Annotated in this window: 21 protein-coding genes and 3 pseudogenes; 5 read left to right on the plus strand and 19 right to left on the minus strand. The window is 41.5% G+C overall.

Translation table 11 applies throughout. The features are described 5' to 3' along the window. Positions 1 to 57: 57 nt before the first annotated feature. The gene (locus ACED28_RS06005) at positions 58 to 1,242 is read right to left on the minus strand and encodes an NnrS family protein (RefSeq protein WP_029223481.1); all 1,185 of its coding nucleotides are present in this window, start codon (positions 1,240 to 1,242) and stop codon (positions 58 to 60) included. Between the two features lie 307 nt (positions 1,243 to 1,549). On the opposite strand from ACED28_RS06005, the gene ACED28_RS06010 reads away from it, so the two are divergent. After that, the gene (locus tag ACED28_RS06010; RefSeq protein ID WP_009847482.1) at positions 1,550 to 2,104 is read left to right on the plus strand and encodes a gamma-glutamylcyclotransferase family protein; all 555 of its coding nucleotides are present in this window, start codon (positions 1,550 to 1,552) and stop codon (positions 2,102 to 2,104) included. Between the two features lie 367 nt (positions 2,105 to 2,471). Here ACED28_RS06010 and ACED28_RS06015 read toward each other — a convergent pair whose 3' ends face one another. Then, on the minus strand, positions 2,472 to 3,398 hold the full coding sequence (locus ACED28_RS06015; RefSeq protein ID WP_371709489.1) for a LysR family transcriptional regulator: 927 nt from the start codon (positions 3,396 to 3,398) through the stop codon (positions 2,472 to 2,474). 100 nt (positions 3,399 to 3,498) lie between these two features. On the opposite strand from ACED28_RS06015, the gene chrA reads away from it, so the two are divergent. Then, positions 3,499 to 4,647, plus strand: a complete 1,149-nt coding sequence (chrA, locus tag ACED28_RS06020) for a chromate efflux transporter (RefSeq protein WP_371709490.1) — start codon at positions 3,499 to 3,501, stop codon at positions 4,645 to 4,647. Between the two features lie 100 nt (positions 4,648 to 4,747). On the opposite strand, the gene ACED28_RS06025 is transcribed toward chrA, so the two are convergent. From ACED28_RS06025 to ACED28_RS06105, 17 genes and pseudogenes are all read right to left on the minus strand, one after another. Next, positions 4,748 to 5,458, minus strand: coding sequence for a class I SAM-dependent methyltransferase (locus ACED28_RS06025; protein WP_371709491.1), 711 nt, complete (start codon positions 5,456 to 5,458; stop codon positions 4,748 to 4,750). A gap of 9 nt (positions 5,459 to 5,467) precedes the next feature. Beyond that, positions 5,468 to 6,397, minus strand: a complete 930-nt coding sequence (locus ACED28_RS06030; RefSeq protein ID WP_017096776.1) for a glycosyltransferase family 2 protein — start codon at positions 6,395 to 6,397, stop codon at positions 5,468 to 5,470. Further along, a pseudogene (locus tag ACED28_RS06035) lies at positions 6,394 to 8,166 on the minus strand (hypothetical protein). Before ACED28_RS06035 ends, ACED28_RS06030 begins: the two are co-directional and overlap by 4 nt. A 26-nt stretch (positions 8,167 to 8,192) precedes the next feature. Then, on the minus strand, positions 8,193 to 9,197 hold the full coding sequence (locus ACED28_RS06040; protein WP_371709492.1) for a tetratricopeptide repeat protein: 1,005 nt from the start codon (positions 9,195 to 9,197) through the stop codon (positions 8,193 to 8,195). Next, positions 9,194 to 10,165: a type II secretion system F family protein gene (locus ACED28_RS06045; RefSeq protein WP_012604666.1), complete on the minus strand. Its 972-nt coding sequence runs from the start codon at positions 10,163 to 10,165 to the stop codon at positions 9,194 to 9,196. Before ACED28_RS06045 ends, ACED28_RS06040 begins: the two co-directional genes overlap by 4 nt. A gap of 3 nt (positions 10,166 to 10,168) precedes the next feature. Next, positions 10,169 to 11,134 carry a type II secretion system F family protein gene (locus tag ACED28_RS06050; RefSeq protein ID WP_371709493.1) on the minus strand — a complete coding sequence of 322 codons (966 nt, stop codon included), beginning with the start codon at positions 11,132 to 11,134 and terminating at the stop codon, positions 10,169 to 10,171. Between the two features lie 9 nt (positions 11,135 to 11,143). Further along, positions 11,144 to 12,595, minus strand: coding sequence for a CpaF family protein (locus ACED28_RS06055; protein WP_029223095.1), 1,452 nt, complete (start codon positions 12,593 to 12,595; stop codon positions 11,144 to 11,146). 33 nt (positions 12,596 to 12,628) lie between these two features. Beyond that, positions 12,629 to 13,843 carry an AAA family ATPase gene (locus tag ACED28_RS06060; protein ID WP_017103880.1) on the minus strand — a complete coding sequence of 405 codons (1,215 nt, stop codon included), beginning with the start codon at positions 13,841 to 13,843 and terminating at the stop codon, positions 12,629 to 12,631. 24 nt (positions 13,844 to 13,867) lie between these two features. Further along, positions 13,868 to 14,359, minus strand: coding sequence for a TadE/TadG family type IV pilus assembly protein (locus ACED28_RS06065; RefSeq protein ID WP_029223094.1), 492 nt, complete (start codon positions 14,357 to 14,359; stop codon positions 13,868 to 13,870). Beyond that, positions 14,359 to 14,782 (minus strand): annotated as a pseudogene (locus ACED28_RS06070) (TadE/TadG family type IV pilus assembly protein). The gene ACED28_RS06065 and the pseudogene ACED28_RS06070 overlap by 1 nt, the downstream one beginning before the upstream one ends. 2 nt (positions 14,783 to 14,784) lie before the next feature. Then, positions 14,785 to 16,053: a TadE/TadG family type IV pilus assembly protein gene (locus tag ACED28_RS06075; RefSeq protein WP_017103879.1), complete on the minus strand. Its 1,269-nt coding sequence runs from the start codon at positions 16,051 to 16,053 to the stop codon at positions 14,785 to 14,787. Between the two features lie 16 nt (positions 16,054 to 16,069). Continuing rightward, positions 16,070 to 16,339 (minus strand): hypothetical protein, encoded by a 270-nt coding sequence (locus ACED28_RS06080; protein WP_029223092.1) that lies wholly within the window; start codon positions 16,337 to 16,339, stop codon positions 16,070 to 16,072. Beyond that, positions 16,329 to 17,783, minus strand: coding sequence for a type II and III secretion system protein family protein (locus tag ACED28_RS06085; RefSeq protein ID WP_012604674.1), 1,455 nt, complete (start codon positions 17,781 to 17,783; stop codon positions 16,329 to 16,331). Before ACED28_RS06085 ends, ACED28_RS06080 begins: the two co-directional genes overlap by 11 nt. An 8-nt stretch (positions 17,784 to 17,791) precedes the next feature. Continuing rightward, positions 17,792 to 18,541 (minus strand): Flp pilus assembly protein CpaB, encoded by a 750-nt coding sequence (gene cpaB, locus ACED28_RS06090; RefSeq protein WP_017099533.1) that lies wholly within the window; start codon positions 18,539 to 18,541, stop codon positions 17,792 to 17,794. Beyond that, positions 18,534 to 19,883 (minus strand): ATPase AAA, encoded by a 1,350-nt coding sequence (locus ACED28_RS06095; protein WP_017103878.1) that lies wholly within the window; start codon positions 19,881 to 19,883, stop codon positions 18,534 to 18,536. The genes cpaB and ACED28_RS06095 overlap by 8 nt, the downstream gene beginning before the upstream one ends. 37 nt (positions 19,884 to 19,920) lie before the next feature. Beyond that, positions 19,921 to 20,451: a prepilin peptidase gene (locus tag ACED28_RS06100; RefSeq protein ID WP_017096676.1), complete on the minus strand. Its 531-nt coding sequence runs from the start codon at positions 20,449 to 20,451 to the stop codon at positions 19,921 to 19,923. Positions 20,452 to 20,624: 173 nt separating this feature from the next. Continuing rightward, a complete protein-coding gene (locus ACED28_RS06105) occupies positions 20,625 to 20,795 on the minus strand; it encodes a Flp family type IVb pilin (protein ID WP_012604678.1) in 171 nt (56 codons plus the stop codon). Between the two features lie 193 nt (positions 20,796 to 20,988). Between ACED28_RS06105 and ACED28_RS06110 the strand changes: the two are divergent. The 3 genes and pseudogenes from ACED28_RS06110 to ACED28_RS06120 form a co-directional block, all read left to right on the plus strand. Further along, positions 20,989 to 21,738 (plus strand): annotated as a pseudogene (locus tag ACED28_RS06110) (helix-turn-helix domain-containing protein). A 90-nt stretch (positions 21,739 to 21,828) separates the two neighbouring features. Beyond that, complete coding sequence (locus tag ACED28_RS06115; RefSeq protein WP_009847504.1) at positions 21,829 to 23,517, plus strand: AMP-binding protein; 1,689 nt, start codon at positions 21,829 to 21,831, stop codon at positions 23,515 to 23,517. Between the two features lie 337 nt (positions 23,518 to 23,854). Further along, positions 23,855 to 24,240 (plus strand): LysR family transcriptional regulator (locus ACED28_RS06120; RefSeq protein ID WP_371709494.1); only part of this gene is annotated, 386 nt, incomplete at its 3' end.

Genomic DNA, 24,240 nt, shown 5'->3' on the forward strand with positions numbered 1-24,240 from the left:
GATCAAAAAGAGAAGCTCATTGCTTCCCTTTAAAAATGTGTTAGAAAATCAATACGCTTACCCCGGATGACCATCCACTCTTGGTGTTAACAGCATCATGCCAAACTTCCAGATAAACAGACCAAACGCCAACGTCCATAAACCCGCGCTGATGTTGACCATCTCAAATAAGTAAGCAGGGAAGAAAGTGACACCTAAGCTACGAACTAATGCCGCGATAAAGATAGCCGAGAACGCCAGTGCCATACTTGGCCCTTTATAGATAGCACGGCCTGTGTGTCCCATGGTGACACGTGTGATCATCGCAAGAATGAGTCCACTCAAACCGCCAATCGCAAACAGGTGCAGCATGTTATGGCTTGCAAATGGATTATCTAACAAGCCTCTTAGCAACAAGCTCAAAGGAATACACAGATAAGCCGCATGCAGTGACCACACCAAAGGCTCAGACAACGTTGTCCAAGGCTTCCAACGAACAAAGCGCACCAACTGAGTCACACCTGCAAACACCATCAACTCATTGCCCACTTGAGCAAAGGTCAACGGGAAGAAGCTCAGCACAAACAATCCAACCAAAGGCAGGTTCGCTAGCCATTCCAACCAAACCAGTGGTTGCGCTTTTTCAAAGTCAAAACGACGGGCCGTGAAGAACGGGATAACTCGTCCACCCATCACGGATAATAGCAAGGTAAACCACCATAACATTGCGTGCCATACTGCAGACGATGGGAATGGAGGCATGCCTTTAATCGTCGCGTAACTAGCAAAGTTAGCGACGATAGCCAATATAAACAGCGGCACAAAAAACAGGTTCTTCCAGCCTTTCGATTTCACGACACGGAAACCAATCTCGTAAGCGGCAAAGATCAAGAACAACGCTTCAACCGATGAGATTAACCACAATGGCGCCGGTGTCCAAAATAGAATACGAGGTGCGAGCCACAAACCAACGAGCGCTGCTAATCGATAATGTTTAGTTCCGTTGACTCCCGTCCACGTTTGCACCGCAGTCAGAACAAAACCAACCACAATCGCCATAGAAAAACCAAACAGCATTTCATGTACATGCCACCAAAGCGCGGGTACTTTTAACACTTCAGGCTGACCATTTTGGAACATGACAACCCAAGCGACGATAGCAATCACGGCATAGAGGCTGCCAAGAAAGAAGAAAGGTCTAAAACCTAAACGAAGATAAGCTGGAATCGCATCTTCTACACTTTTATCTGTGATATTTAACAAACTCATTCCTCATTTCAGATAACAAGCCAAGTGTGGCTTATATTGAATTGCTACCAATAGCCAAATTCAAGGTGCAGTAATCATCACCGCAATATTACCTAACACAATGCATGAAACGCGCCAAAGATATAAAACTAATAAAAACAAGCAACAAGGTGTATTTAGAGATCAAAAAAGTGTCAATTAAACACACCACAAAAAGTCGTTTAGACTCGAAAGTGTGTAAAATAAAAAACTACTGACATTTGATGAAGCCAAACATATAGTAAGACTAGTCTCAAATACAAAAGAACAGACAGGGAACGCGATGTATATTTTTGGTTATGGTAGCTTGATCAACTCCTCTTCTCGTCAACTCACAGGTCAAACAGGACAAGCTATTCCTGCGATAGTGCACGGCCTAGTGCGTCACTGGAGTAAAATCGACGACAGCTATGTTTTGTCACCGTTGATCGTCAATCTTGGTGAGGGACAAGTGAATGGTGTTTTGCTTGAGGTTGATGATGTTGCGTTGGCTGAATTTGATCGTCGTGAGCGTGGTTATCACCGAATTGAGTTAAGAAACGATCAGATAGAGAGCCAAACCGAGTTTAAAGCGGATCAATCGATCTGGGTTTACATCAAAGACGAAATCGAAGCGCCTTGCGAAAACAGCCCTATCGTTCAAACCTATGTTGATACTGTCATGGCAGGATGTTTAGAGGTGTCTGAAAGCTTTGCGGCGCACTTTGTGGAACATACACAAGGTTGGCACCATCCATTAGAAAATGATCGCCACCAGCCGAAATACGGCAACCTTGCTGGGGTTTCTGATCACCACCACAGTGTGATTGATGGCTTGATACTGACCGTTCGTAGCTAGTTGATACTCATAATTTGTCGGTCTACATAGCTTGTTGCACTTAGTCAGTGAGCTCGACCGTTAACTGTTCTAAATCGAGATTAAACAACTCAAACCTGTAAACACCTAAGGGGTTAGAGCTAACTTCGAACAAAAGAAAAAGCGCTAGGGGGAGCTAGCGCTTTTAAGACCAACTAAGTCCGTTTAGCCTGGTAGTTTTTTAATCTATATCATTAAGATATAAACAATTTTTTTACTTAGGTAAATCAAAAAGCCTATTCTTTACGACTACTTTGAGCCGTAAATTAAGTATAGTCTGGTTCTTATAATAAGCCGGATTTTTCTAAAAATAATTCGCATAAAATTGATGACCGAACAACTGCTGCAACTATGCAGCAACCACAGATGAAACGGCTTGTGTAAAAAGCTTCCTAAGTAGCTTATTTTTATCATCTAAATGCTTAGTCTTGCGATAGATGAGCTGTATATCAAAATCAGGCACATCGATAGGTGGCTCCACTGCTACCACGGTATCTTGGTCTTGAGTATCATTGCGTGCCACCAGTTTGGGGACGATACACAATAACTCCCTACCTTTTATCAAACGTTTTACTGTTAAAAAATTGCTTGAAGATATAGCCACTTTTCGGCTGAAGCCTAATTCAGCCAAACGTTTATCGACGCCAGTCTTTAAAGACCCAGCAGGAGAAACAAGAGCATGCTCGACAGCAACAAACTGTTCTAACGATATCGGCCCCTCAATAGATACAACCGACTTGTCGAATAAACAGACATGTTGCTCTGTGTACAAATGCGTGGTTCGATATTGCTTTGAGACCTCACCAAAACTGCCTATCGCCATATCAAGCTTGGCGTCTTCAAATACTTGCTGATAGTTACTCCGGTTTACATTGAACAGCACGACTTGCGAATTAGGAGAGGATTGCTTGATGAGGTCAAACAATGCTGGCGCGAACATCTGCTCAGCATAATCGGTAAGACCAATCTTCCAAGTCCCTTTATAAGTCGCGGCATCAAACGATTTAGACAATAACACCTCTAACTGGATGGTATTGAGCAGAGCTTCTACCGTACTGGACAGTTCAATGGCTCGATCGGTCGCCTCCATCTTGCTACCGACACGCTCAAACAGAGGGTCATCAAACAGCTTTCTCAGTCTTTGTAAGCTATGACTCATCGCAGATTGGCTGACATAACAACGTTCTGCCGCCTTACTCACACTGTTGGTTTTATACAGAGCTTGCAGTGCAATCAATAAGTTAAGGTCAATTCCTTTCCAGTTAAAATCAGCCACAAATCAATCCCATATTATTCATAGTTATAATTAAAACAATTAATTTGAATCATAGTTCAACTCCACCTAAATTACGCTAAACATTTATCTGGAATCGATCATGCTTTCAATTTTTAAAACCTTTTTCTGGCTTGGCTGGATTAGCTTCGGTGGACCAGCGGCACACATTGGCTACTTCCGTAAAGCCTTTGTTGAGAAACTGAATTGGTTATCCGACGAAGAGTACGGGCAAATTGTCGCCCTCAGTCAATTTCTGCCGGGTCCAGGCTCAAGTCAGGTTGGCTTCGCGGTTGGTTACAAAAAAGGTGGCTTAACCGGTGCGATTGCCGCATTTGTAGGCTTCACCTCCCCTTCTGTCATCCTAATGTTGATATTGGCCTTAGTGAGCAATCAGTTGTTGGAAGCACCGCTTTTCATTTCAATCATCCACGGACTTAAGCTACTCGCGGTCGTGGTTGTAGCTGACGCCACTTTCGGCATGTACAAAAACTTTTGCCAATCAAAGATAGCAACAGCACTGTGTGTGATCACCGCGATTGTTCTACTTTTGATTCCTGGGATCTGGCCTCAAGTCTTAGTGCTCCTATTTGCAGCGATGGTTGGCAGTAAGTTCTTAACCTCGCAAGACTTAAAAACAACGCCTTCGACACATAAGATATCCATAACACCGCTAGTGATTTTTGTAGCACTACTGATTGGTCTACCGCTGTTCAGTGCATACTCTCAAGGCATTGAAGTATTTGGTTTATTTTACCAAGCAGGTAGTTTGGTATTCGGTGGCGGGCACGTGGTTCTTCCTCTGCTACAAAATGGTATTGGTGATCAACTGTCCCAAGATACCTTCCTAACAGGCTATGCCGCTGCGCAAGCTGTACCGGGCCCAATGTTTACATTAGCCACTTATCTAGGCTATGTGTTGATGCCATCGGCACCGATTACAGGTGCACTGCTCGCAACAGTTGCGGTGTTCTTACCGGGTTTCTTATTGCTACTGGCTGTACTGAAGAATTGGCAGGCGATTGCAAGCAAGCCTTTGGTGGCAGGTGCGCTTACCGGTGTGAATGCAGCAGTTGTTGGTCTATTGCTTGCGGCCCTGTATCAACCCATCTTCACAAGCGCAGTGAGCAGCGGCATAGACTTCGCTCTGATCATTGTTGGTGTGTGGTTATTAAAAACCGTAAAGGTCCCGATTGTAGGGTTAGTGGGTGTGTTTATGTTGTTTGGCGCAATTACAGGTTTGGCGATCTAAGCTATCAATTAATAGACAGACAAATAAGAAGTGAGAGGTTTGATCGCTTACTTCTTGTTTTCCCGCTCTTCTTTCAAAAACTAAAAGCATCTTTTACTTCCTATAGTGGTTTAACCCCGTGGAAGTTAAAGAACAAATTGCAATCAATAAGCGGTACAAAGTTCAGCGGCCAAAATGATTTTTGGTGTTCAGGAAGGTAATACCTTAAGAAAGCGATTAAGTTATTACATGGATTGACATGCTCTCTCGCCATAATGTAATCGTAATGCCACCCCTTCTGTAAGGCGTGTTTTCTTGTCGTCATATAACGGCCTATTTTCCAAGCGACCCCAGGATCGGTAGGAATCAAAATAGACAGAGTGCCTCCAGGTTTTAACACTCGCAACCACTCTTTGATCACCAAGTGAGGCTCGTATAAGTGCTCCAATATATGAGTTGCGATCACGCGATCAAAACTATTGCTTTCAAAATCTAACTCACAAGCATTAGTTACGTTAAAAGTGAGTTTGTCATAAGAATTGATACGACTGAGTTGCTTATCTGCTACTTCGAGTGCTGATGCATCGCCATCACTAACAATGTATTCGTCGAAGGTGTGCTTAACATGCAATAAGTGTTCGCCCGTTCCTGAGCCCACTTCTAACACTCTCGAAAAGTGTTCACTTTCACCAAATGGCTTTTCACATGCTATGTGGCCAGCTCTCATCACATAACCCGTTGTATTGCCGTTATAAACTCGCTCATCATATTCGTCACTGAAACGGGACAAATAATCGATCCACTCTTTGTCTTCATCCTTGCTTGTTCTCATGCTTGATTCCTATTCAGATAGCGTTTTATCACTCGTTCTTAATATAGAAAGAATCCTCATCTCTCGCCTACCTCGTGATACGTTGTCGAGTATCAACCCACAGAAAAAAGACATCACCGCTATCAACGCAATTGAGCTAGACAAAATCGCAGTAGGCACCCTTTCGACAAGCCCAGTATCGATGAAGTCGATGATAACGGGGATTCCTAAAACCAATGAAATGAAGCAAAGCAACATAGACAACACGCCAAAGAAAAACATTGGCTTTACATCTCTCAATAAGAACAAAATGAAATTGAGAATTTTGAGCCCATCACTAAAGGTATTCAATTTGCTGGCTGTGCCTTCAGGCCTTGATTGATATTGCGTCGAAACTTCTTTGATTGGCATATTATGATGTAGCGCATGAACGGTAAGCTCTGTTTCTATTTGGAAGCCATCACTGAAAATGGGTACGGTTTTGACAAATCGATGGCTCATAATTCGATAACCAGAAAACACATCACTCAATTGAGCATTGAATGCTAAATTAATCAGCGATGAAAACAGCTTATTTCCTAGGATATGCCCTTTGGGATAAGCCATTGAAGCTCGCTCTCGACTTCCAATAATCATATCGAGTTTTTCATTATCCAATTGTTCGATCAGCGCAGGACATATTGACGCATCGTAAGTGTCATCACCATCAGCCATCACATAGATATCAGCATCAATATCAGAGAACATTCTCCTGACAACCTCCCCTTTACCTTGGCGAGGCTCATGTCGAACAATAGCCCCAGCTTGCAAGGCCTCGTTTACCGTGTTGTCGGTTGAGTTGTTGTCATACACATAAATAGACGCATCAGGTAAAGCCTGCTTAAAAGACATAACTGTCTTTCCGATAGCACCCGCTTCATTGAAACATGGGAGTAATACTGCAACTTTTATACTATTCATAAACTCTCCCTAACCCTAAAGATTCGGTAGCCATCAGGAACATCGTCATATATGGTCTCCAACCAGCTGGGAACATTTGAGCTGTATAATTTGTTTATAAGAGCCTCTTCACTTGCTGATTTTTTCAAAACCATTAAGTGGGCGTCATTTCCTATAACAATATAATCAATGTTCTTAGCTTGGATTTCGTCCTTGGCTAAACTCATATCCCCCTCTAACATAACCTCTATAAGAAATTGATTACCAACAATATTTCTATGATAAGGGGCTGCAATTATGCGGTTATTAGTGTGTGCCAACACAGGTGCTCCCGTCTCAATCCCAGTAAGAATAACCTTTGATTCGATGCCCTTTTCTTCCAATACTCTAAATAGAGTTTTCTTGTCATTTTCAACCGCATTTCTTTCGAAGTCATCATTACCAACCGCTATCACTAGAAATGCCATTACTAATGGAGCTCCTAATAATATAATCAACACTTTAAATATTGAATATTTTACAAACTCAGACAACCTTATAACTACATAAGCCTGAAAAGGGCTTGATAAAATAAAACATAATCTTATCACCCTAACCTGCCAGAATATGGCAAGGAATAAATTCAATACGAAAATAATATACAAGATTGTACAATGATGATTATTAACTCTAAAAAAAGGATACAATAAAGCAGGGATGACCAGTAACACATAATTATCAATAGATAATAATCCATTCTCACTTATATACTGAAAAATTGATTTAGCTTCAGAAACATGGTCAAGCCAATAAGTCTGAAGTATAGGTGGATAATCGACAAACAAAGCACTGGTAATATTTGGATATAACAAAGCTACTGGAGTCACATATCCAACACCCAATATAACAAACACAAACGAACGCAACCCAAAAGGCCAACTATCAAATTTAAACCAATTGTAATTATTAATAAAAGCCCAACCGACAAAAAACAAAACCACAATAACAAATGACACTTCATCGTACTTAAAATAAAAGAACTCATTATAAGGTCTGTTTAATAAAACGGAGATAACAACTGAAACACAGCAGAACAGATATAGCCTTGATACATAAACAAACCAACTCTTGCTAACAAAAAAACAATACACAGTGTAGACGATAAAAAAACTCGCAAACAAAAGGATATTGTCTAACCCAGTCCATAACGACAATGCCAATAGAATAGATTGAGCATACACTCGCCATAATTGATTAATTTGACTTACAGTTATAGGTGTTAGAGATAGGAACAAGATAGCCAAAATAAGCTGAATATTATGGTGATCTATGGAGCCAGGAATAAAATGCATAACCGATGGGGAAAACAGAGCAAACATCATGCTCAAAAACCGATAGCGCTCTCCGAAGTAGTGGTTACATAAATAGAAGCATGACAGTGAATAGAGGAGTAGATAAAGCAAAGGTACAATAGAAATAGACAGTGAATAAGCGGTACTTTCATCCACAACAAACAATAAAGGATACGCAATAACAGAAAGTATCAGATCGGGGAATCGGGACCAATGGATAACAATACCATCAGCGGCATTGAAATTATCCATTGGTTTTAGATACCAACGCCCACTATTCATCTAATCTTGAAATTGAACAAAGCGCATGTAATCGTCATTATCATTTAAAACCAGTGTTGAGATACTCTCCCATTTATAGAAAAATATCGCAGTCGCACACAGCAGCCAAACAACAGAAATAATGATGATATCTTTATTAAAACTTTCACTCTTAGGCAAGATGAATATCCTTTTCATTAACCCAAAGATAATAATTTAAGTCGTTACTGCTCCATCTCTCTTACCTCAGATAACGCTCTATTTAAGTTGTCATTCGCCACTTTATAATAAGATGCTTTTTTATCGATAGCTTGTTGTAGATAGGGAATGGCTTCGTCAGGCTTACCCTGCAAAATTAAAAAATAACCGACATTATTCAAAGCTTCAGGAGCTTCCATGTGTCTCATAAAAACGTTGGTTGCCTTTTTGATATCCCCGGCAGCCAAGTAAATAAGCGCAAGGTTGTTTTGAGCCTTTTCATTATTAGGTTCTATCTCTAAATCCGAACGAGTGTATTGATACGCTTCCTTGTAATTGCCATACATGTAGTGGGAGTACCCCATATTCAACAAAGCTTTAACTGAACTTTTGTCTATTGTCAGTGATTTTTTAAAGTACTCTTGCGCTATCTGGTGTTTTCCATCGACATCTTCCAGCACACCTATCCCCATGAAAGCTAATTCGGGAGACATGCTATCAACCTTCAAACCAGCCACTTCACTTTGACTTAAGGCTTGGTAATTTTTAATTGTTTCACTACTTTTTAAACGAACTTGATCTGCATTAATCGCTTTAAAGAAATAACTCCGCCCTTCCTCTTTGCGACGCTGCTTTGTATACAAAACACCTAATTGCTCTAGGACTTCGGTATGTGCAGGGTTAAAATCTAATGCTGCTAAATAAGCTTTCTCGGATAGTGCATAGTTACCACGAGATGAATGAATTTGGCCTATCGTAAAAAGCGTTTTATCGTGAAACTCTTTCTCAGGAAAGGATAGAGAGCGAATATATTCATAAAGGGCCAAATCGATATTGTTATCCCTCAATGCTACATCACCACGCATAATGGCTTCTTTCTCACTCAGTGGAGGGTCATCACTGCTTAAGGTATCGATTGGTTTACCTGAATACAACTCTGCATCAAATTGGTTTGTCGGCTCATCCGAGGATGCACAACCAAGAATAACGAACACTAATAAAGCTAGAAAATATCTACTCACTCGTATCATAAACTTACTCCTGGTGCACCAAGTGCATCAATAACAATAATGATCCCAGGCCCTAACGCGACAATAAAAAAGCAAGGCCAAATAAACAACAACATAGGGAACAACATTTTAGTCGGTATCTTGGCCGCGATTTCTTCAGCAGCTTGCTGACGCTTATCTCGAAAATCTACCGTATAATCACGAAGAGTCTGCGCTAAGCTTCCCCCCATTCTAGACGCATGAGAAAGCAAAGAAACCAACCCCTCTAATTCGACTAGCCCCGTCCGGTCAATGAACTGCCTTAGCGCATCTGGCATGGTGACACCTGCTTGTATCTTGGCAAAAACAGTCTCCAATTCATCGGCTAACTCTGGCTGAGAAACATAAAGCTCAGAAGCAACTCGTCCAAGTGCTGCATTAAAGCCTAGACCAGATTCCGTACAAACTACAAGAAGATCAAGAGCATCTGGTACACCATTTCTAATTTTCTTCTGTCGCTCTTTTTGCAACTTGCTCAAGATAATATTGGGAGTGAAAGTCCCAAGAAAGACGCAGGTCATGATCAATAAATTATTGTAGCTACCACCGAATGAGATGTAATAAACCATAAAGCCCGCGATGATACCGACCAAACTCGATAACACTTTCAATGCATAAAAAACCGATAACGCATTTTTTTCATGAAAGCCTGCATGCATCAACTTTTGTGAGTAGGTTTCATTATCCTTTTTATTACCTTTACTAATAAAAGGACTTAGTGATTCCAACGTATTAGAGAAATCATAAGGCTTTCTATTATTGGGTGAACCCGTTTCTGATATCTGTTTGAGCTTTTTATCTAAAGGGGATCGGGTTCCCAAAATAAACAACCCTAGAGTCAATGTTAACAAAATGGTGGTAAGCAAAATCATTACGTAGATAACCATCTGAGAGCTGACTCCAAAGTCCGCTAACATTTGCTTCCAAACTTCAATGTTTAATAATTCCATAGGTTAAATCTCTATGCTGATGATTCGCTTAATCCATAGGGCTCCAATCGCTAAAAGTACGATACCAACACTGACCATTGAAACGCCGCGAGGGTCATTATAAAGCGGCTCAATATAATCTGGATTCGCCACTTTCAAAGCAAAAAACAAACCAAATGGGGATAAGGTTAATATCCATGCTGATAGCCGACTTTCAGCAGAAAGCGTTTTTATTTTCCTTTCTAACTTAAAGCGAGATCTGAGAACTTCGGATACTTTTTGAAGATTTTCGGAGAGGTTACCCCCTGTTTCTTTTTGCAACATTACCGCACTAGAAAAAGCTAACATTGATACGGTGGGGACACGCTCAGCCATCTGTAAAATAGCCAAACGTAAATCGTAACCATAGTTAAGTAGGTTATAGGTATTTTTAAACTCGGCACCGATAGGGTCAGGGAGTTCTTCACCAACCTCATTGAATGATTGAATTAGCGGCTGCCCAGCTTGTAATGCTCGTCGAATAATATCCAACGCTTCAGGGAGCTGCTCTTCAAATCGAGCCATTCGATAACTCACTCGATTTTGCACATACAGGTAAGCAACAACCCAGACAGCAATGAATGCAGTTAGGCTAATGAACCACTCTTGTTGAGTCATTATTGATATCAGAGTGAGCGACACACCGCATAGAGCAACAATGAGTAAAAAGCGACTTAGCGAAACTCTAATACCGGCTAACTCCAACATCCGTTTTAAGCCAGCAAAATAAGGGATAACGATGAGCTTGCGATCTAATGGGGATAAGTCTTTATTATAATGCTCTTTGAGTAGCGATAAGCTCTCTTCATCGATATTACGTTGGGTCTCTTTCAAACGTCGAGAAAGCTCTTGATGCTTAGCTTTTTTCCCCGCAGCAGGCAATAACAAAGCTTGGGAGATAAAAAGCACCGCGATGAATAATAGGCCGAGTGAAACACTTACATTATCCATAATCTCTCCTTAACCATGAGTCTCAGTGAAGAGCTCGAAAGGCAGATCGAGTCCACGTTTAACTAACTGGTCATGATATTGAGGTACGACCCCCGTCGCAGTGAAATAGCCGATAATATTGCCATCTTCATCAATACCTTTACGTTGAAAACGGAAAATTTCCGACATGGTAATCACCTCCCCCTCCATGCCGTTGATCTCTTGAATGCTCACCATACGGCGCTTACCATCTTCTTGTCGCTCCATTTGAACAACAAGGTGGATAGCCGAAGCAATTTGGGCTCTTAAGTTTTTGGTTGAAATGTTCCAACCAGCCATAGAGAACATGTTTTCAACACGGCTTAAGGCATCTCGGGGGGTATTGGCGTGAATAGTTGCAAGAGACCCATCGTGACCAGTATTCATTGCCGCCAACATATCAACGGCTTCGCTACCACGCACCTCACCAACCACAATTCGGTCTGGTCGCATACGTAAGGTGTTTTTGACCAACTCTCTCTGACTAATCTCCCCTTTCCCTTCTAAGTTAGCAGGGCGGGTTTCTAGGCGAATAACATGGGGCTGTTGAAGTTGTAACTCTGCAGAGTCTTCTATAGTAATGATTCGTTGGTCTCGAGGGATGAAACCAGAAAAGATATTCAGTGTGGTTGTTTTCCCTGACCCCGTCCCTCCTGAAATCAAGATATTAAGTTCTCCTTTCACGGCAGCTTCGACAAACTTAGCCATTTGAGGCGAGACGGAGTCGTAGCTAATCAAGTTATCCATCGTCAAACGATCAACGGCAAAACGACGGATTGAAACGGAAGGACCATCAAGAGCCAAAGGAGGAATAATGGCGTTAACACGTGACCCATCAACTAAGCGCGCATCTACCATAGGTGATGCTTCATCTATTCGACGCCCTACCTGACTTACTATGCGATCAATAATGTTTCTCAGATGACGGTCATCCAGAAAAGTGTATGGCGTTTTTTCGAGTTTACCCCTTCGCTCAACGTAAACACTTTTAGGGCCGTTGACTAATATATCGGAGACCGTTTGATCGGCTAATAAAGGCTCAAGCGGCCCAAGGCCAAAAACCTCATCTTCTATCTGCTTGATCACCCGCTTACGCCCTTCGGCACTGAGTGCATGGCTCCCATCGTCAGCCATCAATTGTACGATGGCTTCATGTAGGTCTAGCTTAGCTCGCTCTTTTTCCAAGCTTGAAAGCAACCCTAAGTCTAACGTTTCAAGGAGCTGCTTATGAAAAAAGTGTTTAATTGATAGCTCTTGTTCGAGAACTTTCCGAGCCTCATCAATCGCCTTTTCTTTTTCTACATGAGCTTCTGCACTGCGAGAGTGGCTAGACACCTCAACGCTTGATAAACGTTCAACAGGATTGGCATCTTCTGAATCATGCGAAATCTGTTCTACTCTTTTTTCAAACTCTGGATTTACATTTTTTCGTTTAAAGAACATCACAATCCCTCGCGTTTACTTTTTATCAACCCATTATGAAAACAGCTTTTTCAGCCACCCTTTCTCTTCCTGCTCTGGTGGTGAAAGAATGTGTGACAAATCGATAATAGAGCGAGTAATAGAACTTTTCTTTCTCGACTGAACTAGCGGTTGCCCCAAGTTGGCACTCTCTAATGCAACTTTGAAATCATTAGGCATAAGGTGTATGTCATGCTTACCTACCGCCTGTTCAATATCTTTTAATTTAATTGAGTGTCGCTTTTCATAACGGTTCAGAATGACCTCAATAGAATCACTTTGTAAGCCATACTCAAATTTCAGAGACTTAATGAGTCGACTTGTGTTTTTGACCGACACTAGGCTCTGTTGCAAAACAAGAAGCACCTTTGTTGCTGGTGATATTGCGGATGCAAACACATGGTCTAATCCTCTAGAGAGGTCAATGATCACATAAGGGTAAAAACGGCGTAATATAGGAAGCAATCGGCCTATTTTCTGTGCCTGTTCAAAGTCATCAGCATTGTTCTCATGCTTAAAGCTTAGAACATGTAAGCCAGATTCGTGCTTATTTACCAAAGTTCCCAACGATATTTCATCTAGGTCATTCGAACTATTGATCGCATCCGAAACACTATAAGTAGGAACAATATTTAAATAATCAGGAATCACACCAAATTGAAGGTCGATATCAAGTAACAAAACCTCACTGGGGTGCTGACTGGCCATCTCAATAGCGGTATTCAACGCCAAGGTGGTCGCCCCCATTCCCCCCTTGGTGTTTAAAAACAGAATAAACTCACCGTAGCTTGAGTTCTCAAGCTTTTCGGCCGCCGTTTTCTTGAGCAGTGGGAGCAAATCAGAAAGCGTCACGTTGTGAGATAAGAAATCAGAAGCCCCTAGACGCAGCGCGATTTTTAATGAGCCATTGTCACTTTCATCACCGAGTACAACTAAAGATAAATCTTGTTCTTCTAGTGATAGATCATAACCCTGTAGCTCGACCATTTTTTGAGCCCAGTTGCCATGTGCTTCAACAAAAATAAGTTCTGGAACATCGGCACTTTTTAAGTACTCCTCACTCATTGCTCCGAGAGAAAATGATGTCACATGCACATTTCGACATTTCTTCAGCTCTTGACTCATATGTGAGAGAAAACCCTCAGTACTGTAGATCAACCAGACTTTTAGGTTTGTTCTCAAACGCGTAATATCGTTCTCATTAGGCGTGATTTTGATCGCTTCCCCCATACCGCTACTCCTGTATAAAATAACTTATGGACACCGATTCCGAGTTTCGGAGTCCGCCCTTACCACACCTAAACTTTCTGCAGGTAAGATGGTTTCAAATGAGGGAGCAGCCAAGTAACCACTCGTACCTAAAAAACTCAAATTATCAATTAATTGAATTCCGTACCCTGTCGCTCGTGCCCTTACAAATTTAATGCTACTAAAGACAGGATCCGTATCATAACCAGATGTAATTTCATTCCCACTCACATCTAAATATGCAACTTCCAAATTCGCCGCGGTAAAACCAACAAGAGGGAGATCAGCAACAACCATTCCCGCGATATTGTCCCTATCAGCAACGTAGCAAACCGTGGCTAACCTTGCTGCCTTTCTGGTCGCTTCACTGACCATTTGAAGCGAAAATATGTAAGCACCCAGCGCTAAAATAAGGAAAACCAAGAGAAAGACTAGCCAAGACACTATGGTAAATTCGATAATAGCGATGCCTTTAATACGCCCTTTGTACCGTTTCATCACAACACCCTCATTATCGAAGAGACACTAATCGGAATAGAAAAGCTCGCCGAAGAAAACGGGATCAAAGTGAGGAATATAATTGTAGGTCACACTCACACGTACATAGCTATCTGTATTCGGTGGGCTAATTGTCACGTCAGAAACAACTAAATTCGACAATATCGCCGTTCCAGCTGTGTTTTGACCATAAACCACCACATTCTGTATTTCTGACGACGGAGCCAGCGTTCCACCTTTGGTTCCATAGACTTCACTAACCGCATAGCGGGCGCCATTTTGAACGGATTTAGATATCACATTGTAGTGAATCATCATATTGCCCAGTTCAAGCACTAATATAAGGAAGAACAGCAATACAGGAGTCGCGATTACCATCTCGATAGCAGCAAAGCCACGATTAGATTTAATTAAAGGTTTCATAATCAAGACTCCCCACTATCAGGATCCTTATACAAAACAATCTTATAAGTTCCTTCCGTTGTTGATTCTGTACTACCTGAACCACCAACCACACTACAGGAGTGAATGAACTCACCAAAGACGGCTGGTGTACCTGAGTTATTAGTTGGTGCTTTTTGCAACAAGAAAAAACAACCAATTTTATTCACAGTAAAGTCAGTGGCACCACCACTTTTACCTGTGCAATCCACCATAGGTATCGGTAAAATACGACGCCAAGCGACACCATTTGCTGCGCACCCTGAACCATTACTTGCTATACATGCGTTGGTATCAGCTTCATATTGCGCATAGGTATAAGTACCATCAAAATCGATATCCCCTGTACTTGCGTCAATCGTAATCTCATCGCTAGGCTCTGTAGTTACGTAGTCAGAAGGGTAATCTGATGCCGTTAAGCCACCACCATAATCGCCAAAACGAGTATTCAAGCCATCGCCTGTTGGGCCAACCGTACCACCAGGTTTGGTCGTGATATCTTCACCAATTTTAACGGGTTGGTCATAACTACCACCTAACCCCTCTTTGACTGCCTTACCACCAGACCCGAAGTCTAAAAGATGATAATTACCGTTACCCATTTCAGATAATTTGTTATCCCCAACCTTCAAAGCATGAACTGTACCCACCTCATAACCAAAAACATTGGTTATAACTTCACCAGTTTCGTCATGATATCCATCTTCAGGATCGACGTCGTTGTCCGAAGTTCCGTCACCAATGCAAACCCCAATAGGCACAACGTTATTGACGACCTCTTGCCCGGAGCTTGGCCCAGCGACGGCACTTGCTGAAACCTCTTTTACTAGTCCAAACATTTGAATAAAGAACTCATCCATATCCAACGAATCTACTCTAACGCGTACATATACATCATCGTCATCACCGAAGGTGGCTGTTCCAGTAAAATCCTGAGGATCGTTAGAGTAATCAATGTTTATGGAAGCCGTGGTAAAATCAATCTCATGATTTCCTGTTGACGCTGCCATTGCATTTAACGCAGTGCCTATTTCAGCATCCACCGCATCTTTGTCTTTACTATTGTCCAGTATGGTTGCCGCAGCTAACGCCGCTGAATCTACAGCATTTTGTAAGCGTGTTTTATTAACCAACATATGGTTAACATCTACAGCCAACGCTGACACAGCTAAGAAAACAAGCAACGCAGCGGTAACTAATACGACAACTAAGCCTTGCTGTTTTCTGGGACTTTTTGATACTCGATACAACATATGAGTACCTCCAGATTTAGTTAAATTCTTCTAAGATCTGGCTACTACTTCCAGACAGTTCGTTTTCACCTCTGCCTACATATCTATCGTAACCAGTCTGCATCCGCTCCCCTGTACCATCCGGTACCACGAGTAAATTCTCTTGGGTCGCATTAGGGTTATACGTTTGTTCTGTTTTTACGAGTGCTACCGAATGCCCTAAACGAGCATCATTAGCACAGCCAACTAACACCATTACGAGAAAGACCATCATTATTCTAATCATATCTATCTCCTTATAAATCATGTCCAAATGAGCCTTCGCTACCACCATCTGTTGGTGATATTCCCTGTGAAGCTTGAGATTGCTCTGAATCCGATTCAGACGGTTCAGCGATATAAGCGCTTCGACCTAATAAGTAATATTCCAAATCATTCGGGTCAACAAAGGCGTCTGTTGGTAACGTTACTTTACTTCGGTCAATAGGACTCGCAAGTCGAGGGGTGACAAGAATGACAAGTTCTGTTTCACCAGATACATACTCTTGACTATTAAAGAGTTGCCCTAAGATGGGAACATCACCAATACCCGGCATTTTGTTGCTCACATCCCTAACATTCTCGCTGAGCAATCCAGCAATACCAATAGTTTGTCCGTCGGCTAGCTCAAGCGTCGATGACGCGCTTCGACGAGTAATTGGTGGGATAAAGTAGGTCGCATTGGTTGTTCCTGGGTCAATCGTTAACGAGCTGCTATTGGCAATTTCACTCACATCAACAGCCAAGTTTAGATTGATCTTTTTATCACTCAGAACCGTTGGGATAAATTTCAATCCAACTCCATACTCTTTATATTCAATCGTAATGCCATCTTCATCTGGCACAGGGATAGGGAATTCACCACCCGCTAAAAACTCAGCTTTGGAGCCACTTAATGCCGTTAAGTTAGGCTCAGCTAATACTTTCGCCACACCATTCTGTTTGGCTACATCCAGGGCGAATGTAAACAGGGTATTACTATCAATAAACGAGCCTAAAATGCCGTAATCAGTAGAGGTTGGAATATCAAAGATTGGCGTAGCCCCTAGAACACCAGCAGGAACTGACGACGCCCCCCAAGAAATATTCGATCCGCTCGTTTGGAAGAAGTGAAAGTTTGCATCAAATTTTCTCACCAAGCTTCTTTGAACCTCGGCAACCGTCACTTCCAACATAACTTGTTGAGCACCGCCAATAGACATCAAGTTGATAACACCTGTCGCTGCAGCTTGCTCGCTACCACTTTCCTTCGATTCATCAGCTGTTTCACCCGAAGAGTAGGTTTCTGCTATTCGCATCGCTACATTCATTTGTTGCTGATTACTCACCTGCCCACTCAGCAGCAAGCGATTCTGAGCACTGTGGACCTCTATAGTTTCATCAGGAAGAAACTCATATAACTTCGCTTTCAAGCTATTAAGATCATGAGTGACTTCGATGTTGATCGATTCAATCAGCTGGCCACGGGAGTCCCACGCCATTAGGTTAGTAGCACCTAATTTTTTTCCGATTAAAAACAGCTCGCTCGATTTCAACATCACAATATCAAGTACATCAGGATCACCAAGCGACACTTTGCTCGCTTTCCCTGACAACACCACATGTGTTGATTTGTGATGAGGAACCGTTACCGTTTTACCCGTTTGTAGAGCAGCAAAGCTCAGTGTAGAGAAACAAACGAAGCTCAAAATACACGTTATTATTATTTTCATAACTCACCTCAATCCTTGACGCGAACACTAGATGCTTGAGTACCTTTAATGATCGTCACACTCGGCTTAGGTACGTATCGACGAACAACCTTTTTCTCAACTTCATGAGGGTTTCTCAGTGTCAGTTGAATACTGCCTTTACTCTTCGCTGTTAAAAGTTTTTCAGCATCTTTAGGTGAAACCTCTAATGTCACAGCTCGTACGATAATAGGACTGTTTTCATTCGTTTTTGCCGTTTGGTCTACTGCCAATACCTTGATATCTTTCAACACGGTACGAGTTGCTGCTGAGTTTTTGCTGTAAGAAACGGTGCTAAGTATGTCAACTTTATTACCTGGTAATAGAAAACCAGCCACACCAATAACGTCATCCACTCGTATTGTTACCGCACGTTTATTCTCAGGTATTAATGCAGCAAGCGTTGAGCCTTCTCCTGGAATAGTAAAACGCATTTTATGAAGCACTTCTCCAGCATAAATAGTATTGGCCACCACTTTGCCAACCAATTCAGAAGCATCGGAAAAATTATTTTCATTAATCCAATCAACTTCCATTAACTTTGTCGCTAAGAACTGCTCCTCAATAATGGTTCCAGCTTCAATTTCTTGCGATGCCACCACGACTGGATGACGCTCCACAGTTTCAACTTCAACGGTTGGTTGAACTTGATCTTCCATCCACTGCTTAGCAAAAAATACAGCCGCTAAGCCAAATACTACGGACAGTAAAAACAGTAGGAAAACTTGACTCTTATTCATTATTTTCTTCCTCGTGTCCATCAGAGGTAAAATAGACTTCCCATGCCATGGAAAGAATATCGAAGGTAATAACAGGCGGGAGTTGTTCAAACGAAAGAATATCTTTGCTTATACCAACGAGATCTTTCGGTAAACATGGGAAAAGTGGCACCTTAAGAAGCGTGTGCATTTGAGACAAACGCTCAAAGAATCCATCTTGAAGCTCTACCTCTCTATCAGCAACGACGCTCATCCATAAAGCTTCATAGTCTCGTTGGTTAAGTGGCTTGAATTCAATCTTGTAACCTAAACGACGCAAAAAGGCAGGGTCGCTTATTTTCTTGGGATTTAGATTGGTAGAGAAGGCAAGCGTTAATACAAATGGCATCGTTATCTGCTGACCATTAGGCAGCGACAAATAATCGAATGAGTACTCCATCGGTACTATCCAACGGTTAAGAAGCGCATCCACAGGCATGGGCTGACGACCAAGGTCATCAATGATAAAAATACCATTGTTTGCCATCATTTGAACTGGAGCTAACCAGACTCGACTATTCTCTGAGTGATTGACTTCAAGCATATCCATCGTCAGTTCTCCCCCAACCTGGATATTGGGTCTTTCACAATTAAGCCAACGCTTGTCGTACTGATCTTTGAGGGAAATACTTTGATCGCTGCCGTTACTATCCAACGGCTTATGATGTTGCGCCGAGAACACCTTGATAATGTTACCCAGAGCATAGACAGCATAAGGGATAAATACAGAGGTATGTAAAGCATTCACAATACGGCTCGCAACAAATGTTTTACCCGTTCCTGCATGTCCATACAGCAACAAAGCACGTCCCGAATTGATTGCAGGCCCAAGTACTGAAATCATTTTGTCGACACCATATACATCATTCAGTGCCGCCTCGACATGTGGCCGAGTTACTAACTCAGCTCTCAAGTCTTGTTGTTTTACCACCTCACTATATTGAGTAAGCGAAACCGGTGCGGGACCTAAATAGGCATCACGCTTGAAAGCAAGATCCGCTTCTTCAAGCCCTTTTTCTGATAGTGAATAACGAACATGACTATGTGACACAGATGAGAGGGAAATATCAGAAGTAGGCTGAAATACCTCGATTAATGACTTCTTTCTTAAAACGGCTAAAGCACTTTCCACGATATGAGTCACAACACATAAATAATTAGAAAGCTCTAAAACATCCGATTTTGGGTAAGCTGACAAATGCTTAAGTACGAGATTTTCAATAACGACTTCAGGAACACCCAACATATCAAGAGATGTAGGGACGATTGGGGCTGAAATTTGTGGCTTCAAGGTTGTTGGAGCAGTACGCCCTATAATATCCATATATTATGTCTCCCCACAAAGCTAACCAACAACAGATTTAAGTAAAGTAGCTATACATCGCTAACCCTATAACAACAGAAGGAGCAAAAGGCATCGTTACTTTATTTGAATACCGAGTATGTAAATTAGCTGTTTTATCAATGACTGGTGCAGCTCCACCAAGCACAATTATCTTATTTTCAAAATAGCTTTTAATACTAAAACAGCTCGAGTTGGACAGGTTGTATAGCAGGTAGAAAACCCCAACAACTCCAGAAGAAACCAAGATAAAGTACGATGCATCGAGTAATTGTCCCCACCCCAAATACATTCCTACAACACCTAATAACTTCACATCCCCTGCAGACATTGCTCTTAAAAAATAGAATAGCAATCCAAAACAAAAGAATACGACCGACCCAAATAAAGACATTAAGAAACTATCAAAGGTGTAATTGCTGTTGAACATTGATAAAAAATAGAAAAACAAAAAAAGAATCAATATTTTGTTTGGTATACGATGTTTCTCAACATCGTATACCGATACAGCAATTAGCAATGCCCAAAAAACAGAAGGCTCATTAATCATAATTTCAATTCATACGCTCGATATAATACTTTGAAATTTACTCACTAATGTCGTAGCCATTCCAGAGAAAATTAGCCCGACAAAAATTATGAGCGAGGCAGCACCAATGACATACTCAATAGTCGTTAACCCCTTTTGCTGTCTCACTCTCCGAGCAACCATGGCAGTAATCATTAAATACTGTTAATGATGTTATTAAGCTTAGCGGATAGGGCGGCCCCAAAACCAGTAAATATAGTGGTCAAGCCTAATACCAGTAACGCTGCACCAATTACATACTCGATAACAGTCAACCCTTCTTCATCTTTCATGAATTCTTTACAATTATTCAAAAACTTATCCATGAGAACCTCTCCTTGATTTACGTATCAGGCTTTGTTTGCCTGTAAAGTAAATCTAGAGGTGAGAGATATATTTGGTTAGGATTTTTTTGCCATTTACTTGCACTTTTTTGTGGTACTTCTAATCTAAATATAAAGCTTCATTAATTAGCCACTTTTAGAATAAAAGAGAATATGAAATGCATTGGGTATCTGTATGAAAATAGTAACCCCGTTATTATCGGATAAAGAGAGTGATTTCAACTCCGTTATTATCAATAAAATAAGTCACTATTTCTCTATTGCCAACTTCAAATAAGACATATCTATAATCAGTAACTTAGACGTCAGACTGGTATTTTTCATTTTTAATACCCCTGATAAAATCCAACTACTTACCATGGCTTTATCTATTTGCGAAAATTTGAACAAAAGAATTGTTATTATTTGCTCTGACCCGTTACCTAATATCGTTCGAAATCATAAGAATATATTTTTCATCATAGAAACAAACAGTAATCATCTGACCAGTCAATTCGAAGAGCTTAAGGCTAAGACACAGCATATGTTCGAGTCCCATTTCGATATCGACAGAGACACAAACAATAACAACCAGCTTCCTGTAAAAGCCTTCACATCCGAAGTCGTTAACTTTGTGATGGACAACATCAACAAAGAAATCAGAGAAACAGAGATCGCCGAGAAATGTCACTGTTCAACCACCTATTTTTCTAAAAAGTTTCATCTACACTTTGGAGTAAGCTTTAGAGACTTCGTGTGCGATAAACGGATTCTACTTGCCAAAAAGTTAATCGAGGCAGATACAGAATCAAAAATTGCTGTCATTGCCTATCAATGTGGATACAAGGATGTGTCATATTTCTCGAGAATTTTTAAGAAACGGACTGGAGTAACGCCTGCAAGTTACAGGCGAGCCTGCACAGATAACGGAAAACAAAGAACATAAACGCTAATTTTACTCCCTAAAAGAAAAAATCATGGTACATTTAACATGATTTTAACAAAAATAACTTAGCGAAAAACATGGAGTTAGACAATGATTCAGCCTAACGAGTTTAGCCAAGAACAAGCAACAGCTCTCCCTACACCCAATGACATGATTTTAAAATGGGCAGAAGAACGCCCAGATGAAGTCTACTTAAAGCAAATTATTAACCGCCAATTTGTTGAGTTTACTTATAAAGAAGTGGCCGACAAAGCACTGAAACTGGCGTCAGCATTAGAAGGACTCGGAGCCCAACCTGGCGATCGAGTCGCTCTCGTATCGAAAAACTGTGCAGAGTGGTTTATCTGCGATCTTGCCATGATGTTAGGAGATTTTGTCAGCGTCCCAATCTTTCCAACAGCGGGTGCCGATACCATACAGTACTGTATTGAACACAGTGAAAGTAAAATTGTGATTGCGGGTAAACTCGACGATCCTAAGGCCACTCAAATAGTACTGGATGATAATCCAAACTTGGTGAGTATCTCACTTCCCTACGATAGCGCAGCGAAGTGCCAACATACTTTCGAACAACTCATCGATACCCATGAACCCTCAACCAAGCGTCCTCAGCATCACGATGATAAAGTAATGTCGCTTGTTTATACTTCGGGTACATCAGGGCTACCAAAAGGCGCGATGCTCACATACGGCGCCTTTACGTGGTCAGTTCAACGGTTGATCGATCATATTGGTATCCAACCCGGCGATCGCTTGTTCTCTTATCTACCGCTTGCCCATATTACAGAACGCGTTTACATCTTTGGCTCATCGGTAATGGGCGGTATAGTCACTGCTTTCCCGGAGTCTTTAGATACCTTTATTGATGATGTGAAAATGCATCGCCCTACTCTATTTATTTCAGTTCCTCGCTTATGGACTCTGTTCCAGCAACGAATCCAAGATAAGCTTCCGCAGAAGAAACTGAATTTCTTACTTAAGATTCCGTTTATCAACAACATCATTAAGAAGAAACTGGCTGATGGCCTAGGGTTAGATCAAGCCCGCGTTTTGGGATGTGGTTCAGCTCCGGTATCACCGGCTCTACTCGCATGGTATGAGAGTGTTGGCCTACACATTACCGAGGCTTGGGGAATGACTGAGTCTTTCGCCTACAGCACGATTAATCACCCGTTTAGAGCCGACAAAATTGGTACTGTGGGTAATGCTGGTCCGGGCATCGAACTCAAAATTGCAGAAGATGAAGAAATTTTGGTTCGAAGCAAAGGTATGTTCTCTGGTTATTACAAAAATGACATAGCCACCCAAGAGTCTTTTAACTCTGAGGGATGGCTTCATACTGGCGATATTGGTGATATCGACAGCGAGGGCTACCTAACGATCCGGGGACGTAAAAAAGACACCTTTAAAACTGCGAAAGGTAAGTTTGTGGCTCCAGTGCCAATCGAAAACAAACTGTTTGAATACAGCCGTGTAGAAATGATGTGTTTGATCGGCTTAGGCTTACCTGGTCCTATCCTACTCGTGGTACCGCATGACTTCCCTAATTTTGATCGGGCTCGTTATGAAAGAACAAGTAAACGTGTCATTGAAAAAATGAACGAACAGTTAGCCTCGCATGAGAAGATCAAAGGGGTACTGATGATTAAGGAACCGTGGAGCATCGACAACGGTGTACTTACCCCTACTCTCAAGATAAAGCGACATATCCTTGAGCAGAAATACCATGAAATCGGTCATAACTGGCCGAAAGATAAATTGGTGGTTTGGGAAGAGTAATCAAAACTGAGAGGGAGCCATTACGGCTCCTTTTTCATAAGCTCAAGTTACAAGTATTTAGTGTAATCAGCCGCATCATTACGTTCATAGTCCAAACCGATATCCTTTCTCATCCGATCGCTCAAAGATTCCGAGCTAATAACTTGTCTTGATTTAGCCGCCTTACTATTCTTTTTTTATCATTAACTTGAAAAATATAAGTAACTAATCTGCCAATCCAACAGGTCATTGCTTTCATTTTATCTCTCTTGTTTTTCCTATTAATTTGTCGTTATTATGGAAATAAGCAGTTCGATAAGCGAACAACCATTATTAACAAGGACTATAAGCTGAGGTTATGGATAATAGACTGCGTCACCTTTCAGGCCTCCGTTACTTTGAAGTTGCGGCACGCTTGCATAGCTACAGTAAGGCAGCTGAGGAACTGTTTGTTAGCCAAGCAGCCGTCAGCCAAAAGATTCGCCAACTAGAAGAACAGGTTGGATGTAAGCTTTTCATTCGTAAGGGGCGTGTTATGGCCTTAACACATGAAGGGCGCACACTTTTCAAACATGTTTCTGATGGGTTTCAAGAGGTATTGCTAGGTTTAAACAAGATCCAGTCTGAACCCATTCAAGGTCTGCTTGTTGTTAGAAGCCCTCCTTCATTTGCTTCACGTTGGTTACTACTGATCTGCTCCAGTCAGACTGGACACTTAGCTAAGCGACATTTCGCTTTTCAAAG

Origin of the sequence: Vibrio sp. 1F253, from assembly GCF_041439295.1 — a bacterium.
In the GTDB taxonomy this organism is placed as follows: domain Bacteria; phylum Pseudomonadota; class Gammaproteobacteria; order Enterobacterales; family Vibrionaceae; genus Vibrio; species Vibrio tasmaniensis_A.